The organism is Lentilactobacillus parabuchneri DSM 5707 = NBRC 107865, from assembly GCF_001435315.1.
GTDB classification, from domain to species: domain Bacteria; phylum Bacillota; class Bacilli; order Lactobacillales; family Lactobacillaceae; genus Lentilactobacillus; species Lentilactobacillus parabuchneri.
On sequence record NZ_AZGK01000014.1, the window covers coordinates 1 to 15,642 of the forward strand.

The following is a 15,642-nucleotide window of genomic DNA, read 5'->3' on the forward strand; positions in this document are numbered from 1 at the left end:
TACGCCTCTAAGCTTAGTAGTTTTTCTGTGCGTTCTTAGTAGTCAGTAACCCCGCTAAACCAGTAATGGCACGTCCTACCCATAGTTGGGTATGAATGAATTGTAGCGTTTGTTTAGCTTGTTAATTATAAATTAGTAGTTTACACATTTATCACGAAATCGTTATAAAAATGAGCCGAATTTGTTGCTTTATTTTGACGAAGTTGATATATTTGTTCTGGCATCGGGGGGATGTCTAAAGCATTCTAGTTATCAACATGTTTTAAGGGGGAAACGAATATGAAAACATATACTTGGCGAACGCAGCGAATCATATGTTGTCTGATATCAATTGTCTTCGCCGTTGTGGCTTTTCTATGGTTATTTGTGGGAAATGGCCGCCTTGCGCGAGCTGAGCCAATTGCTCCAGCGGATCAAACGGTTCAGGTTCAAACTAAGACTGCCGAAAGCAGCGCAGCAACGCAATCGATCACGGCAGCTGACTCGGCCAGCCAATCGCAACCGGCAACCGTATCAGCCAACAGCAGTGCGGATGGGTCAGCTGCCGAAGTCACGGACAGTCTCGGTCAAAAGGACTTACAGGAAGTGAATCAGGCACCTCAGGATTCGGCTGAGGTGGATGCCTCAATGCAGGCAGCAACTCAAGCTTCTGAAGTGAAGGCCACTGAGGCAACGACAGCCGTAAAGCAAGATGCAACTGTAACCGAAAATACGAAGGTCCAAGCAACCGAAGCGACTGCCAAACCGATTGTTTTAAAGCAGGCCGACTCAAAGATTGCCGCAACAATGGCTGCTGCTAAACAAGCAACAGCCGAAAACGTTGTGGTGACTAACGAACAACAGTTAAATGATGCTTTGGTCGCCGCGCCAAGCGATGGGACGGTTCAAACAATCTGTAACGCCAATTCTGTTAGGATTACTCTTAATGATTGTCTCCTTTGGTGGAATGGCATTAGGAAAAAAGCGTCATGGATTGAAGTAATCTTGATGCTCATATCTCTCTAATGTAAAAAGTGTCTGGGACATGCAATTGCGTGCCCCAGACACTTTTTGATTACGATGAATTAAGCGATAATTCAGATAGAAAGAAGTAAAAACGATGTCCCAAGAACAGTCTATATTATTCTTCTCCTTTTTTTGAGTTTTTTGGTATTTCAGAACGAGGATATTTAATTAGGGGCGAGATTTCATACCCCACTTGAATGGAGGCGTCTAAAATGAACAATAAGTTTTGGTGGGTTACAACTATTATTATAATTATCATTTTTTTATGTGGCTCAGCATTTATTATGTTAAGAAAAACTGATGGTGCGGGTATATCAAACATACCAAGCTCGTGTTGCGGCAGAAATTATTTTAGGAATCGTTTTACTTGTTGCACTTGTTGTACAGGTAATATGGCTTGCATTTATTAGAAGAAAAAATAAGTAGTGGTTGTATTCCCACTTTCGATAGCGGCCTTCAACTTAGGGTCCATAATGACATTATCGCCCCTTGGAAACGTTGTTAAAACAGCCCCTCAGATCTACTTACTAGATTATAGGGGCTGTTTTAGCGTTATTTGAATGAAAGTAGCCCTGCTTATCATCTTTTTTTCGGTACTTCGTTGAGCTGTTTTGATCCGGAAATAACCGATTATGAGAACCAACTCGAATGCCAATTAAGATTAATTCATCTTCATCAATGATATAAACGACGAGGACGTCATTGATATCATTGGGCTGATTTCCTGAAGGTGTATCACGTAAATGAAATTCATGATATCCGGCTAATTGGCGGGTTAGTTCATGGTCATCAAATTCCGGTGGTAGCTGATGTGCTTTCAGCAGCAGATCAATGGCTGATCGAACTTCATCAATAATGTTACGATCTAAGCTGTCCAGCCGTTTCAGGTCAGCATTAAAAGTTGCCCGTGGTTTAAATCGAAGCTTTTTCATCATTTAAACTGATCCCAATAATGGTCATTGGATTCGACAATTTCATCATCTGGCAAGACATGGCGTTTGATCAGCTGATCGCGGGCAGCGGCATATTCCAGCGCCCCTTCTTTGGCCCGCAAAGTACGTTCATACCAATCCATTTTTTCTTGGGAAATGGCGAAAACTGTGCGGTTGTTTGAGCGGGCAATATAGACGGTTTCGTTATCATTAACTTGGTCGAGATGTTTTTTAATGTGAGCAAAAATCACTCTGAGTTAAAACAACGGTCATTTGAATCACCCTTTCCGTACTTAATGGTGTACCTTATCAAGTATTTGATTACTCAATATTTAGTGCCAATAATATAGTTGAAGGTACAGAATTCATCCAGACCTGGGTCATTTAACAATTAACTGACCTCATTTTTTAAATTGCCCAGCTAATCGCGTATACTGAAAGTACATCAAAAGCTGAATCGGTAAAAGGGAGATTTAATATGATTAATAAATTAATGAAGGTTTTACTAATGAGTGGCCTAACTTTAAGTATCGGCCTTATAACGCAATCACCTGCAGTCCATGCGACCAAGGGTTACCAACCGATTAAAAGTAAAAGTTATGCAACTATATTGCCAACCTACCACACTAGAGTTGGTAATCCAAAAGCTGCTATTTGGAATAATAATCTAACCCAGAAACGATTCTCATTAAGCGATTATCCTGGGACTAATTGGTATGTTTTCAAAAGTTACAAAATGACTAATGGCAAAAAAACGGGTATTTTTTACAGAATTAAAAATCCTGAAAACACCGTTTCTGGGCTGGTTTGGCGGGGATATCTGAAACAAGTGAAACATTTGAGCATTAAACAGCAGACGCTAAATGCACTACCAGGAACAATTTATAGTCCCCATTTACAACAGGTCACTGACAAATTAAAAAACCATCCAGATAGTCAACAAGAATATCTCCAAAAGGCTTTGGGTGATCAATACAAAAAATTCCAAGGAATTACTATTCCGGGATTTTTGGCTTCAGATAAGCGATTGCAAGGACAATTGAAGTCAGGTAAACTTTCTTTTAACGCATATTTACATGCTGTAATTCCTAAGGCACTATTAACTGATCTTAATGGGAACAATTACCAAGTAACAGATCTTAAGGGTTGGAAAGTTTCAATATCAATATCCGGTAAGACTAGCAAAAATTATGGATGGGGATTTGTTTACTTCTTGGAACCCTAAATTATGCTGTTCCAATCTGTGCTGGAATGGTGGTTACCGATATCTTTATGTTAAATAAAATCCCTCTGCAAACCTGCGGAGGGATTTTGGTGAAAACTACTTTTCGTTTATTACCATGATGATTTGGTTGTGGTATACAATCTGTTTTCTGTAGTTACTGTCGCATCCGCATTATGATAAGAAATACCAACGTACAGATCACTAGCAATTTGAACGCCTTCAGTTTCGATATTAATACCACTCCAGTTTGTATTGCGCAATGTATGCTTAACAATATGTGAGTCACTCCAATATAACTTAGAAATACCAGGGGTATCAGGACCAGAGTGTCCTGATTGATTGGGCTGTCCGCTTGAAATATAAATTGCTCGACCATCAGAGATATCATACCCCTGAATAGAGTCACTGGTTAGCTTAGACGCTAGGCTGTCTACCTTACGGTACGGATCTGAAACCAATGCTGATTTTAACTTGCTGCAAGGAATATGACCATGATTAGCATCCACCGTATCAAGGATGGCATTCACTTTATTGTTATCGTAAAGGGTAAAGTGGCCATTACCGTTGGTATCAAGTCCTGCTAACATTAACAATCGATCGGTTGTTCCGCCTGAAACGGGGGCATTGGTTGAGGATAAGGCTGCCTCAACTCGCTTAATGCTACCATAAGCATTCCCGTCTTTGGTCGCCGTACTAAGAGCCGATAAACGTGTAATGCTGGTATTCCCAGTATAAGGTGTTGTGTCTTCAGTATTGGGTTCAAACTGAATACGTCCTACTTGGGTTCCCCAATTATGTTCACCACCAGCTCCTTTTGTGACAATCCACCAGTAGTCCTGACCATTGTAATTGAAGTATTCAAAGGTTTGACCGTGGCCAAAATTTTTAAGATACATCGTTTCTGCATTTGAAAAGTCTAAGTCAAAGCCACTTGCAGAGCTTTTTGCAACTCGTGAAATAACAACATCCGTGTTTGTGTTGAATAGTTGAAGTGCATACACATATGTTGATCCAACGTATACTTTCTGAACAACATTTGCTTTGGGCAATCCTTTAAATCGATATTTTAAATGTGCATCTACATTACTTGACATATTAATTACTTCCTTCTTTAAATTTTTTGTTGGCCAATTTAACTCCGGCATTAAATCAGCGATTGATGTATCAAATCGATTTGACGGTTATAGCATATCGTCATTTGGCCTTTTAAAGCCGACCACTTCCGGACGACTCACCGCCAAAACACCGCCACTTTACCGCCAATAAAAAATGCACCTCGTCAAATGAATGACGAGACGCCTTTTTAATCCTGAGTATTTTTAATTATTTAAGGTGCCAATGACCCCTAACTGCTAAGAATCTCAAATAGAGTTTAAATTCGCTTCTTCGTGTACCCTAAGTCTTCATTCCGGTAATTTAAAAGCAACTTTTTTACCAGCGACGCACGCGGATCCGTGCAACTAATCACGAGTATTGATGACTTGTGAGGCCCATTTTGCTGACTGTTTGTTTAGATTTCTTTACGAAGTTCATTGGCAAGAATGTCACCAAGAACATCTTAAGTCGTTCGAATTAAATTATAAATAGTCCAGTTCATAGCCTGATTTTGGATTTACAATGGCTACTGATTGACTTTGAATTGACTATTTCGGAACATCTTTTAGCCCTCGAAGGTTCCTCGAAGGTTGCTATTGATTGTCAACCATTTGCTAATTGGTCATCCAATGACTTCGCAAATATTTCGGCGAGTATTTATGAGATTGCCTAGATATAATCCTAAGACCGTCACTTGAGACTCTCACTTTGGAATCGATACGTTCCTTTATAAAACTCAAATCAATAAACTAAACCTCTTGATTGACCAATGCTAATTGCAGATTTTTCTGCCGCCAAAGTTAATTGAACCGGATTCATAATTTTGCCCCTTAGATTCTGTGGCTATTTTGTTTAGCTGCTCTACTAGTCCCGGTAAGCATATAATGCGTCTAATTTCCTAATTTAATTTTAAAACTGTTAACCCAAAAACACTTTACCAACTGTTTTTTACTTCATTACAATCTTTCATTTCTAGTTCAACATTTTTAACTTTATCTACTAATTTAGTATACTTAAGACATAGATAGCAATGAAAGGATTTTTATTATGAAAAACCGCATCTTTTTAACTTTTGTTTCAGCCTTGCTGGTCTTTTCAGGCGTATCAGCTTCTTCGAATAAATCAGCTTTGGCTAAAGAGACTGGTCTTCATCGAGTTAGTAGCAGCTATATTAACAAGATTGGTTTGAAGTCATCATATTACCGATTAAATCAAAACACTAAATTTAGTTTTGCCGGTAATAAAGTTACTTTACCAAAAGGAACGGTCCTCGCCGCCTCAGTCAGTATCGATAACGGTAGTAAGGCAAAAAGTGGAAAGGCCTTAATTAGCTCTCACATTGATCTTAGTTACGCCCTGAAAAAAAGAGTGGGCTTTAACAAGCCATCTCAATTTATTCCAATATTGCTTTCCTATTATCCCAGCAAATATACCAGAGTGAAACGGCCAGTTTATGTTTTACCCTATGGCGAAAACGTTCTCTATTCTGGTGGTATCGGCACCTTTAAAACCCGAGCTTCCAATTATTTCTATAATCCCCATTTCTCTAGCAATGCTTTAAAAATCACTTCTGATGGTTATTTAGAATTTTATAAATATCATCACAAGCCATTAGCCGACGGGGGCCTTAATTGGCAGTACGTCCAGAAGCCAACCTCCTATGTTAAAATCAGTCATACGCTTAAACAGGGGTCCAAAACCTTCATATACTATCAGCATAAACTTCAAGGAGTAAGAGCAACCCATTTAAATAAGGGCAAGTATCGTTATCGGTTAACAATTAATAATCAACATACACCCTATCAATATACTGGCAGAATATATGCGATGTGGGCTAGTTTATACACAGTAGGGGGTGCAAAATACTTCACACCCCCACAGAATGCCGCCAATTATGGCGACTAATAATCAATTTCTAAAATGTTGCATACTAGGAGTAACAAAAAAAGCCTCGCAAAATTGATTTAAAACCAATTTGTGAGGCTTTCTAAATTGAATTTAACTTACCGTTTTTTTCGCATTTTCACCGGTCTCCGTTACCCTAATTAGTAAAAGAATCCTTAGAGATACTGTAGATATAATGCTCGTTAAGTTTTCCACTAGCAGGTTTCTTTTCCTCAACGCCAAAGTAAACATCATTTCCATACAATTGAGGAGCTTCAGTTTCATGATCATGTGAACCAAAGTCGGTAATCTTTGCAGTAATATTTTGTGGTGCAGGACTTGCAAAGTTCCAAGGGGCTCGAACGATTACTGATGGATTCTTTGCTTGGCCACTAGTTAGATAAACCCAGTTATAGCCAGCACTAGTTTTATTAGATAGCTCCATACCTTGCCAAGAACCTTGAGGATAATTGTAACTACTTATATCGCGAGTGGATACGTAGGCTGATCCACCTTTCTTCATGCGAGAATCAGTACATTTAATATTTCCTTCGGTATCCATGATTTGATTTAACACATCCGTCTTAAACGCCGTAACTCGTTTTTTGGTTCCTGTTTTAGATTGCTGAGTCCAAACCGCTAAACGAGACTTGTCAGAAGACAATGCTGCATCTGCCCGATATAAGGTCATATTCTTATTACCAGCACCGGTACCCATATAGTTCAAGAAAGTAATGGAGTTAACATCAGCAGGCGTTTTCGAATTACCATCAATTGGTAAACGAGCAACTCGGGTTGCCCAATGATCTCCATCTTTATTTACATTGCTACCAGCATAAGTCATAACCCAAGCATATAATTGATTGTTCCAGTTAAACAATTCAAAAGTTTGGCCGTGACCAAAGTTAGTTAAATGCATTTGAGTCGGGTTGTTTGAAAGATTAATCTCTGAATTACTTGGATCAAACCCTCCATAGGTTAAGGTCATATCTGTGGCACTTCCAGCAGCCATTTGCAAAAAGTAAGCCATTTTGTTTGGAAAATCCAAATAGAATTTTTGAATCACTTTGCTACTTGGTAAAGTTACGTGATATCTTTGTGTTACATCAGTCATTATAAAAATCTTCTTTCTTAAATTTATTTTTGTTGGCCAATTTAATTCCGGCATTAAATTAGCGATTGAGGTATCAAATCGATTTGACGCTTATAGCATATCGTCATTTGGCCTTTTAAAGCCGACCACCTCCGGACAACTTACCGCCAAAACACCGCCACTTTACCGCCAATAAAAAAATGCGCCTCGTCAAATGAATGACGAGACGCCTTTTTAATCCTGAGTATTTTTAATTATTTAAGGTGCCAATGACCACGCCTTTAATCGCGAAGTCTTCATTCCCACTGACATCAATTGGGGCATACTTGGCGTTTAAACTCACTAACCGGCAGTGCTGATCAGTCTTTTCTAGCTGCTTAATGTAACTCCGGCCATCAACGTAGGCAATCACAATTTGGCCATTGTCGGCATCGGTGGCCGCTTGAGCGAGGACCACCTGTTGATCATGAAACTGAGGTTCCATTGAATCACCATTAATTTTAACGGCATAATCAAATCGGGGTAATTTACCCTGGTAGTCCATTTCGTCACGTTCATCGACTAATTCTTCACCAGTCCCGGCAGAAACCACGCCATCAATCTGTAAGATTTTGGAGGGGAGTTGCACGACATTGTTGGCCTGTTCCATCTGTAATCGTTAAAGATGGCTGACGAACTGGCCGGGGCGATCATTCCGGAGCTGGCGAAAATGACCGAACTGGAACCTCAGCAACGCAAAGCTGAAGCGATCCAGTTTATCAATCAGCACCTGAAAACTTTGGGGCTGTCGCTCACTGATGAAACGATTGCCGCAAAAGTTGAACAAGCCTACCATGACTATCAACGACCACCTAAGCAATCATAGGTAGTCAAATGGCCCGCCACCAGTTAAACTAGGGACGGGCCATTTTTATGTCTTAATTATTATGTTGAAAACAGACTGTCTCGTTAAATATTTAAAATTAACTTCCCAACAATGTGGCCGGTTTCGCTCAACTTATGCATTTCGCGGACGTTTTCCACGTTGAATTTCAATTGGGTGGCAATTTTAACCTTTAACTTACCGGATCCCAGTTGGTTACTCAGTGTCGTGATCACGTCTTGTTCAGGATGTGCGTTGATTTTATCAAAGGTTACCTGATGGTTTTCGGCTAATTCAGCGGCTTGATCGGTGGTTTCAACAACTGAGATGACGGCACCACCTGGTTTAACAACTTTAAATGCATCAATTTGATTTTGGCCGCCCAGGGTATCGAATACCAGATCAACTTCTGGCGACACCTTGCTGAAATCTTGAGTTGTGTAGTCGATGACCTTATCAGCGCCGATGCTTTTAACGAAGTGCTCATTTGGCGCGCTGGTGGTCGTAATGACGTGGGCGCCAATATTCTTGGCCAGTTGGATGGCCATTGATCCCACGCCCCCAGACCCAGCCAATACCAGGACAGTTTGGCCAACTTTTAAATGGCCGGCATCAAAAATCGCCTGCCAAGCGGTGGTACCGGCAAGACTGACCCCAGCTGCTTCTTGAAACGAGACCGTAATCGGCTTGTGGGCGACTTGGCTGGCATCAACGGCGTAGTATTCGGCATAGGTCCCACGATTATTAGGCGTCCCGTAACCCAGGACCGCGTCACCAACTTTAAAGCCAGTGACATCTTTACCCACCTCGGCAACCACACCGGCCATTTCCTGACCTAAGATGATTGGGAACTCAAAGTTATAGCGCTTTTTACGCAGGCCTTCGCGAACTTTCCAATCGATCGGATTGACGCCGATGCTGACGACTTTGACCAGTAGTTGATGCTCGCTGATTTCAGGAATGGGCATTTGGGTTTGAGTTAATTGATCTCGACCGCCATATTCATTGATGACGATGGCATTCATTTGTTTTGTCATTAAATCACCTCGAAGTCATTATAACGGTATTTTAACACGAAGAAAACCGGTGGATAAATTGTGCACAATTTAATTGACATCTCTTCTGAAAGGTTTAGGATAATAAGAAGAGGTGAGGACATGAAATTAACAATTACAAATGATGCATTACAACAACTCAACAAGGTATTTCCCGCCGACAGCAAGCTTCTTCTCAGCTTCGATGATGGTGTTGGCCCCTTCTCAAAAGTAGGGGTTTGCTCACTGGATGTCAGCTTCGATGTGATTGCTGTGGATAAGGATGCCGAAGTACCAGATTATGATACCAAGTTGGCAGCTAACGTTGGCAACTGGTATTTTAAGGGGTACACCAATATTTACCTCGACCAAGACATGAAGCTGGATTATACCAACAACCAAATTGTCCTGAGTGGCGAAAGTGGTGTCTTGGATAGTAACATTGAACTCAAAGATTTGACAAAGCAAAACGCATAAGCGACTCCAAACAATTAGAGCACCTGACCATCGTTGGCCAGGTGCTCTTTTTGATTATTGTTTAAAGTCGTTTAGCAGCTTCCTCAATCTTTCGATAAGGCATGACCCACAACAACATCACGATAAATGTGCCAATCATCCCAAATTGGTGCCAGTAAAATGAAATCAAGAAAACGGCAATGAAAGCGAAAAGCGTGTAGATACTTTTCGGGTCTCGTTTAAGCGTTCGGACCAACACGGCAACGGACTTGTTTGCCCGCACCAGGCTGATGCGTAACAAATTCCAGGAAAGGTTGATCGCGATAAATAACAGCGTGTAGAGCTGTGAGCCAAATAAGCTTTGGTGGTCGGCGTCAACGATGGCGGTCGCAAATGGCACGAATGAAAGGAAAAATAGCAGTAACGTGTTTGACCAAATGACGAAGCCGTCGATGGTTTTAACCAGTAAAAACATGTGATGATGGTTGCCCCAGACGACTGCTAACAAGAAAAACGAAATGGCATACGACATTAATTCCTCGCGCATATCCCACAGACCTTGCCAACTGTAAGTTTTGGGCCCGCTTAATTCCAGTACCAAAACGGTCATAATGATTGGCACGATGGCGTCGGTAAATGCTTCCAGACGGTTCTTTTTCAAATTCGTCCCCCCTTAAATGCCTTTACATATAAGCATACAATATTTTCTGGGCGAATGGTGATATGGTGACTTTGATTAAAAATCCGGTTATTTTTCGATAAACCGGTTACATCAACTTTTTGAAATTGACTTTATGCACGACGCAAAGTTAAAATAGAATAAGTATTTTAATCAATAATTAATCTAAACACTTGGAGGCACGTGTATGTCATTAGTAGCACGAATTTTTCGACGGGAGCAATTAGATCGCTACCTTGAGACTGACAAGAAATTCATTAAGACCATGTCGGCGTTCGACCTCATTGCCCTTGGAATTGGTGCCGTGATCGGAACCGGTATTTTTATTCTCCCGGGGACGGTTGCCGCAACCAAGGCGGGTCCTGGTATCATTATTTCATTTATTGTCGCAGCGATTGTTTGTTCGACGTCGGCGATGTGTTACGCCGAATTCGCGTCGGCTTTACCAGTTGCGGGGAGTGCTTATTCGTACGGAAACCTGGTTTTTGGCGAAATTGTCGGCTGGGTGCTTGGTTGGGCGTTGATCCTGGAGTACGTGTTAGCCGTTGCGGCGGTTTCCAGCGCCTGGGGGGCCTACTTCCAGTCATTCCTGGCAGGATTCCACATTGGCTTTCCAAAGGCGATTTCCGGGCCGTTCATGCCCAGCCAGGGAACGTATGGAAACCTGATCGCGATTATTATCGTGGTTCTGATTTCGTGGATGTTGAATCAAGGGATGCGTTCATCGGTCCGTTTGAATAACATCATTGTGGTTGTCAAAATTGGTATTATTTTATTATTCATTGTAGTTGGAATGTTTTATATTAAGCCTTCAAATTGGCATCCATTTTTGCCATATGGTTGGCATAGTGCTCACGGTGGGGTCCTTGGCGGTGCCGCAGCCGTCTTCTTTGCCTATCTCGGGTTTGACGCTGTTTCAAGTTCAGCTGCCGAAGTTAAGAACCCTAAGAAAAACATGCCGATTGGAATTATTGGTACCCTAATCGTTGCGACGATTCTTTACGTTGGGGTATCGATTGTTTTGACGGGGATGGTGTCTTACACCAAGTTAAATGTCTCTGATCCAGTTGCCTTTGCCCTTCAATTTGTGCACTTGAACTGGGTTGCCGGAATTATTTCGCTGGGTGCTTTGGCAGGGATGTTCACGATGATGGTGACCATGATTTACAGTTCATCACGACTGATTTATTCAATTGGCCGGGATGGGCTGTTACCAAAATTCTTGGGAACCCTTGATAAAAAGGGGAGCCCCAAAAATAGTATGATCACCATCACGGTTGTCATTGCGTTCATGGGCGGATTTGTGCCGCTGGATCAATTAACCAACTTGGTTAACATTGGTACTTTGATTGCTTTCTTGTTTGTGTCATTTGGCATTATTCCGTTAAGAAGAAACAAGGAAATCCAAAATCATCACGGCTATCAGGTGCCATGGTACCCGGTATTGCCGATTATTTCCGGACTGTTGTGTATGCTGATGCTGTCGCAACTACAAGCGGAAACCTGGATTGCATCAGGAATCTGGTTCGCATTTGGATTGGTCCTGTACTTTGGGTATGGACTGAGGCATAGCCAGTTGGGAAAGTAGGAGAGAGTGCGACGAGACCCGGGTGACCCCGGTGTATAAGGCTGAAGTTGCAATAATGAACGGGCTTTGTTCATTGTTGTAACTTCAGCCTTATACATTAGGGGTCAGGGTCGTCAGAGCACGTTTTCGCTAGGTAATAGAAAGACATGAACGGGTCTTGTTCATTGTTGCAACTTCGGCCTTACACATTAGGGGTCAGGGTCGTCGCCAGTAGGCTAGACGCTGCACATCGTTTGCGGTCGTCGCCATAGGCTAGACGCTGCACGTCGTTTGCGGTCGTCAGAGCACATTTTTCTAGGTAGTAGATCTAAAACTTAAAACAACTAACAAAGGCCTCCGCACTTTTCGCGGAGGCCTTTTACTATCCAAATAATGAAACGCTAACGATACATCACCAATTTACCATGCAAGATATTCCATAGCACGATTACGCCAATCAGCACTAACATGACTGCGCTGGTGGCAATGATAAACAGTGCCGTGTAGGAGGACATTTCAATCACCAAGCCGCCGAATAAAGGCCCGAGGGCACGTCCGGCAGACGCCCACGACTGAATGAGGCCTTGATAGCGCCCCTTGGCTTCAACTGGTGTTAACGTATTGACCAACGCCGGAATCGTTGGCAAAGCAGTTGCCTCACCGATTGTCAACGTCACCATTGCCAAGACGAAAAATGGATAAGTCTTGGCGAAGATCAGGACCACAAACGAACTGGCCATCAAAAAGATACCAAAGAAAACTTCCAGAATCATATTTTCGTGGTATCGGGAAATCCAGTTGATGATAATTTGGCTGACAACAATCACACCGCCGTTGATGGTCCAAAGGAAGCTGTAATTACGGAGCGGAATGCCAATACCAGTCATATAAACGGATAGGTTGGAAACCCATTGCTGGTACATGATCCAAATAATAAATAGTGATAGGAAAAAGGTAAATAACATAATGGCATTTGCTTTGGGAAGAGATTTTGAACTCCAAGTCGTTTTTTCTGTGTCAGACACTTTTTTATCGGACTTATTTGCTGCAGGTTTGAATTCCAGCAGGACAATGATCAGGAAAATCAGAAATAACGTTGTGGCCACCACGAACATCAGGGTAACGCTGATGCTGTAAATGAAACCGACGAGTGACGTTCCAATGACAATCCCCAAGTTTTGCGCGAAGTACAGCATGTTAAAAATATAGCGGCTGTCCTCTGATTTGATACTGGTTCCAATCGAGTTAACCACCGCAACGTTCCAACCACTGGCAATTCCGTTGAAAAATAAAATAATTCCAAACGTCGGCCAGCCATGAAACAGTGTGAGGGCAATCAAGGTGAGAGTCGTTCCCGACACGCCGCCGATCAGCAAGTGATAGGGGTTTTTGCGGTCGTATAAGTAACCGCCAAGATAGCTCCCCAAGACACTGGCCAGCGAGTTAAACAGCAGGACGATCCCAATCCAAGTGAGCGAAACGCCGAGTCGATCATGTAGGTAAACACTTGTTAGCGGCCAGACAAAGCTCATGCCGACACTACTGAACATCGCACCGATGATCAGCCATTTGAGACTCATTTCTTTTCTGGGCATTAGTTGACCTTCTTTCATTCGAATTTTTGCGCCAAAGTCCAGCGTACCAAAATTTGGTGCGCAACGGGGAATAAATCGACAGAGTAAGCGCTAACAATTAGAAGAGCTGTTTGATGGACTTGTGTTTTTAAATCACATATCATAAGGGTGTTGGATGAAGTAACGGATTTGCGAATTAGGAGGAATAATATATGGCTGTTGACGGATCACTTTATCATACTGAAGTTGTTAACGAGCATGGATTGGTTGGTGAAAGTTTCGTTCGTGGGAATGAAGGATTAGCCCTCGGTGTAAGCAGTTCATTAATTGACAGCCCCGGGAGCAATCCGGAACAATTTATCGGTTTTGCGCTCAGTACATGTTTTAACGCAACGATTGGCATGGTTGAACGTAAGTATAATATTAAGCCCGACACAATCATTCATACCGCAGTTGACGGACTTAAAGACACGAAGGGCTACAAGTTTGTTGTTCGTTGCCAAATTCTCTTCCATGAATTAGACGATGAGCAAGCACAAAAGATAGTCGATGAAGCACTGGATACCTGCCCAGTCGCCAAGCTGCTCAAGGCAAATGAAAATGTGACCTTTGAAGTTGTTGATCAATTCAAATTTTAACGCGAATTGAGTAGTTAATCATTTCAAACGGACATTGACATGGGCTACAAAAAATACCAGCAACAAGCAAATTTGCCTGCTGCTGGTATTTTATATGTTTTATATGATCCGTTAAAATTAATCGTCATAACTCAAAGTAGCTGGACGGGAGAATCCGACTACGTGCCACCATGGTGAGTAAACATTTTCAGTAACGACGCCTCGATTTTGTGAATCGATCATGCGGCCATTGCCGATGTACATCCCAACGTGGGAAATGCTGTGCTTACTGCCACCAAAGTATACCAAATCACCTTTTTTGATGTTACTCTTAGAAACTTTCTTGGTTCCGTTGTATTGGGCTTGGGCAGTTCTAGGAATTGACTTCTTGATTGACTTTTTGTAAACAAATTTAGTGAATCCTGAGCAGTCAAAGTTGGTAGGGCCAATTGCACCATATACATAACGAGCGCCAAGGTGTTTCTTAGCTTCCTTGTAAACTTTTGAATATGATTGGTCGGAACTACTTGCATCAGCGCTGGTAGCTGCTGTATAAGTCGTTACGGCAAAAGCGAACAAAGTTGCGATTAATATGAGTGGTTTTAAGGCTGATTTGATAATACTGTGTGACAAGATAAAATTCCCCTTTACTATATCGTTAGTTTCGTTAAATTAGTCAGTTACGTATGCTTTATTAGCTGTGATGTAATTTCCGTTGGTTAGTTGGAACCGGTAAGCTCCACCATTTGAACGAGTGATTGATTTAACTGAAAGCGACTTGCCAGCAGTAATCTTTGAAACTCGACTCTTGAAATTGACATCTTGATATTCGTAAATGTTCTTTGACGTTGTGACTTGCTTATCACTTGGAAGTGATGTGAAGTATGTTGGCTTGGCAACATCGGCTGAGGTTGTCTTAAGCCAAGAGTTGACGGTTGAGCTGTCAACAACCTTACTTAAGTCAACGTTGCCGCTGATTCCGCTCAAACGACCCTTTGATGTGTATTGCCACAGGTCGGTTGTGACGTTTGGCTGAGCGGAGTAATTTGCGATCCACGAACCGTCAAACTTGGAATAATTGATTTTATGAACGTTCACGTAGTTTTGATATGAGTAGTAAACCAATGGCTTCTTGGTTAACTTTCTCATCTGAGATAACCACGCGTTGACGTAAGATTGTTCCGAACCCTTTCCCTTACGATGTTCATTGTCCAAAACGTAAAAACGGGCTTTGGAACTTGAACGCTTGTAAAAGTCACGGGCTTCTTTTTTGGCATCAGCCACGCTACTGAATTCCGCGTAACCGTATTGACCGAAAGGAACGTTATATTTATATGCGCCATTGGCGTTGATATCTTTTTGTGTATCGATTCTGAAATCTGCATCGCCGGTGTCACCATGTTGGACCCGGATGATCGCAAATTTTAATTGCTTGGAGGCCTTGCTCCAATTGATGCTTCCTTGATATTGAGAAACATCAGCAATTTTTGTCTTGGCAGCTGATGCATTCACGCTGATGGTGAATGCTGCCATGGCACCCATTAATAGGCCGGCTATTTTTTTGAATTTAAATGTCATCAATAGTCCTCCTCTAAAAACTTACAAGAACAATTATATGA

At 41.8% G+C, this 15,642-nt stretch carries 17 protein-coding genes and 1 pseudogene; 8 read left to right on the forward strand and 10 right to left on the reverse strand.

The window, feature by feature from the left end; all coding sequences use genetic code 11:
- Window positions 1–279 precede the first annotated feature (279 nt).
- Entirely contained in the window at window positions 280–1,005 is a 726-nt protein-coding gene (locus tag FC51_RS10015) for a hypothetical protein (RefSeq protein ID WP_057908982.1), read from the forward strand.
- A 212-nt stretch (window positions 1,006–1,217) separates the two neighbouring features.
- Complete coding sequence (locus FC51_RS12715) at window positions 1,218–1,415, forward strand: DUF3923 family protein (protein ID WP_157777035.1); 198 nt, start codon at window positions 1,218–1,220, stop codon at window positions 1,413–1,415.
- A gap of 117 nt (window positions 1,416–1,532) precedes the next feature.
- Here FC51_RS12715 and FC51_RS10025 read toward each other — a convergent pair whose 3' ends face one another.
- Together FC51_RS10025 and FC51_RS10030 are read right to left on the reverse strand one after the other, a co-directional pair.
- Window positions 1,533–1,937, reverse strand: coding sequence for a type II toxin-antitoxin system YafQ family toxin (locus FC51_RS10025; protein ID WP_057909017.1), 405 nt, complete (start codon window positions 1,935–1,937; stop codon window positions 1,533–1,535).
- Window positions 1,937–2,210: pseudogene (locus FC51_RS10030) on the reverse strand (type II toxin-antitoxin system Phd/YefM family antitoxin). The gene FC51_RS10025 and the pseudogene FC51_RS10030 overlap by 1 nt, the downstream one beginning before the upstream one ends.
- A 205-nt stretch (window positions 2,211–2,415) precedes the next feature.
- Between FC51_RS10030 and FC51_RS10035 the strand changes: the two are divergent.
- Window positions 2,416–3,162, forward strand: a complete 747-nt coding sequence (locus FC51_RS10035) for a hypothetical protein (RefSeq protein ID WP_057908981.1) — start codon at window positions 2,416–2,418, stop codon at window positions 3,160–3,162.
- Between the two features lie 110 nt (window positions 3,163–3,272).
- Here FC51_RS10035 and FC51_RS10040 read toward each other — a convergent pair whose 3' ends face one another.
- Window positions 3,273–4,256, reverse strand: a complete 984-nt coding sequence (locus FC51_RS10040) for a helveticin J family class III bacteriocin (protein WP_057911297.1) — start codon at window positions 4,254–4,256, stop codon at window positions 3,273–3,275.
- Window positions 4,257–5,304: 1,048 nt separating this feature from the next.
- On the opposite strand from FC51_RS10040, the gene FC51_RS10045 reads away from it, so the two are divergent.
- Window positions 5,305–6,162 (forward strand): hypothetical protein, encoded by an 858-nt coding sequence (locus FC51_RS10045; protein WP_057910064.1) that lies wholly within the window; start codon window positions 5,305–5,307, stop codon window positions 6,160–6,162.
- 136 nt (window positions 6,163–6,298) lie between these two features.
- On the opposite strand, the gene FC51_RS10050 is transcribed toward FC51_RS10045, so the two are convergent.
- Both FC51_RS10050 and FC51_RS10055 read right to left on the reverse strand, forming a co-directional pair.
- The gene (locus FC51_RS10050) at window positions 6,299–7,255 is read right to left on the reverse strand and encodes a helveticin J family class III bacteriocin (protein WP_057910063.1); all 957 of its coding nucleotides are present in this window, start codon (window positions 7,253–7,255) and stop codon (window positions 6,299–6,301) included.
- Between the two features lie 229 nt (window positions 7,256–7,484).
- Complete coding sequence (locus FC51_RS10055) at window positions 7,485–7,883, reverse strand: S24 family peptidase (protein WP_057909070.1); 399 nt, start codon at window positions 7,881–7,883, stop codon at window positions 7,485–7,487.
- 15 nt (window positions 7,884–7,898) lie between these two features.
- On the opposite strand from FC51_RS10055, the gene FC51_RS10060 reads away from it, so the two are divergent.
- Window positions 7,899–8,099: a hypothetical protein gene (locus FC51_RS10060; RefSeq protein WP_057909069.1), complete on the forward strand. Its 201-nt coding sequence runs from the start codon at window positions 7,899–7,901 to the stop codon at window positions 8,097–8,099.
- An 83-nt stretch (window positions 8,100–8,182) separates the two neighbouring features.
- Here the strand turns inward: FC51_RS10060 and FC51_RS10065 are convergent, their stop codons facing one another.
- The gene (locus FC51_RS10065; RefSeq protein WP_057909068.1) at window positions 8,183–9,133 is read right to left on the reverse strand and encodes an NADP-dependent oxidoreductase; all 951 of its coding nucleotides are present in this window, start codon (window positions 9,131–9,133) and stop codon (window positions 8,183–8,185) included.
- Window positions 9,134–9,253: 120 nt separating this feature from the next.
- Between FC51_RS10065 and FC51_RS10070 the strand changes: the two genes are divergently transcribed.
- Window positions 9,254–9,607: an iron-sulfur cluster biosynthesis family protein gene (locus tag FC51_RS10070; RefSeq protein WP_057909067.1), complete on the forward strand. Its 354-nt coding sequence runs from the start codon at window positions 9,254–9,256 to the stop codon at window positions 9,605–9,607.
- A gap of 61 nt (window positions 9,608–9,668) precedes the next feature.
- Here FC51_RS10070 and FC51_RS10075 read toward each other — a convergent pair whose 3' ends face one another.
- The gene (locus FC51_RS10075) at window positions 9,669–10,247 is read right to left on the reverse strand and encodes a TMEM175 family protein (protein ID WP_057909066.1); all 579 of its coding nucleotides are present in this window, start codon (window positions 10,245–10,247) and stop codon (window positions 9,669–9,671) included.
- A 205-nt stretch (window positions 10,248–10,452) separates the two neighbouring features.
- On the opposite strand from FC51_RS10075, the gene FC51_RS10080 reads away from it, so the two are divergent.
- Entirely contained in the window at window positions 10,453–11,853 is a 1,401-nt protein-coding gene (locus tag FC51_RS10080; protein ID WP_057909065.1) for an APC family permease, read from the forward strand.
- 380 nt (window positions 11,854–12,233) lie between these two features.
- Here the strand turns inward: FC51_RS10080 and FC51_RS10085 are convergent, their stop codons facing one another.
- Window positions 12,234–13,427 (reverse strand): MDR family MFS transporter, encoded by a 1,194-nt coding sequence (locus FC51_RS10085; protein ID WP_057909064.1) that lies wholly within the window; start codon window positions 13,425–13,427, stop codon window positions 12,234–12,236.
- Between the two features lie 191 nt (window positions 13,428–13,618).
- On the opposite strand from FC51_RS10085, the gene FC51_RS10090 reads away from it, so the two are divergent.
- Entirely contained in the window at window positions 13,619–14,044 is a 426-nt protein-coding gene (locus FC51_RS10090) for an OsmC family protein (RefSeq protein ID WP_057909063.1), read from the forward strand.
- Between the two features lie 117 nt (window positions 14,045–14,161).
- On the opposite strand, the gene FC51_RS10095 is transcribed toward FC51_RS10090, so the two are convergent.
- Together FC51_RS10095 and FC51_RS10100 are read right to left on the reverse strand one after the other, a co-directional pair.
- Window positions 14,162–14,656 (reverse strand): C40 family peptidase, encoded by a 495-nt coding sequence (locus tag FC51_RS10095; protein WP_057909062.1) that lies wholly within the window; start codon window positions 14,654–14,656, stop codon window positions 14,162–14,164.
- A 39-nt stretch (window positions 14,657–14,695) separates the two neighbouring features.
- Window positions 14,696–15,601, reverse strand: a complete 906-nt coding sequence (locus FC51_RS10100) for a DUF5776 domain-containing protein (protein ID WP_057909061.1) — start codon at window positions 15,599–15,601, stop codon at window positions 14,696–14,698.
- Between the last annotated feature and the right edge of the window lie 41 nt (window positions 15,602–15,642).

Bases quoted from the DNA above. Each gene is read 5' to 3' on its own strand.
- FC51_RS10015 (WP_057908982.1), top strand. From the start codon at position 280: ATGAAAACATATACTTGGCGAACGCAGCGAATCATATGTTGTCTGATA.
- FC51_RS12715 (WP_157777035.1), top strand. From the start codon at position 1,218: ATGAACAATAAGTTTTGGTGGGTTACAACTATTATTATAATTATCATT.
- FC51_RS10025 (WP_057909017.1), bottom strand. From the start codon at position 1,937: ATGAAAAAGCTTCGATTTAAACCACGGGCAACTTTTAATGCTGACCTG.
- FC51_RS10035 (WP_057908981.1), top strand. From the start codon at position 2,416: ATGATTAATAAATTAATGAAGGTTTTACTAATGAGTGGCCTAACTTTA.
- FC51_RS10040 (WP_057911297.1), bottom strand. From the start codon at position 4,256: ATGTCAAGTAATGTAGATGCACATTTAAAATATCGATTTAAAGGATTG.
- FC51_RS10045 (WP_057910064.1), top strand. From the start codon at position 5,305: ATGAAAAACCGCATCTTTTTAACTTTTGTTTCAGCCTTGCTGGTCTTT.
- FC51_RS10050 (WP_057910063.1), bottom strand. From the start codon at position 7,255: ATGACTGATGTAACACAAAGATATCACGTAACTTTACCAAGTAGCAAA.
- FC51_RS10055 (WP_057909070.1), bottom strand. From the start codon at position 7,883: ATGGAACAGGCCAACAATGTCGTGCAACTCCCCTCCAAAATCTTACAG.
- FC51_RS10060 (WP_057909069.1), top strand. From the start codon at position 7,899: ATGGCTGACGAACTGGCCGGGGCGATCATTCCGGAGCTGGCGAAAATG.
- FC51_RS10065 (WP_057909068.1), bottom strand. From the start codon at position 9,133: ATGACAAAACAAATGAATGCCATCGTCATCAATGAATATGGCGGTCGA.
- FC51_RS10070 (WP_057909067.1), top strand. From the start codon at position 9,254: ATGAAATTAACAATTACAAATGATGCATTACAACAACTCAACAAGGTA.
- FC51_RS10080 (WP_057909065.1), top strand. From the start codon at position 10,453: ATGTCATTAGTAGCACGAATTTTTCGACGGGAGCAATTAGATCGCTAC.
- FC51_RS10085 (WP_057909064.1), bottom strand. From the start codon at position 13,427: ATGCCCAGAAAAGAAATGAGTCTCAAATGGCTGATCATCGGTGCGATG.
- FC51_RS10090 (WP_057909063.1), top strand. From the start codon at position 13,619: ATGGCTGTTGACGGATCACTTTATCATACTGAAGTTGTTAACGAGCAT.
- FC51_RS10100 (WP_057909061.1), bottom strand. From the start codon at position 15,601: ATGACATTTAAATTCAAAAAAATAGCCGGCCTATTAATGGGTGCCATG.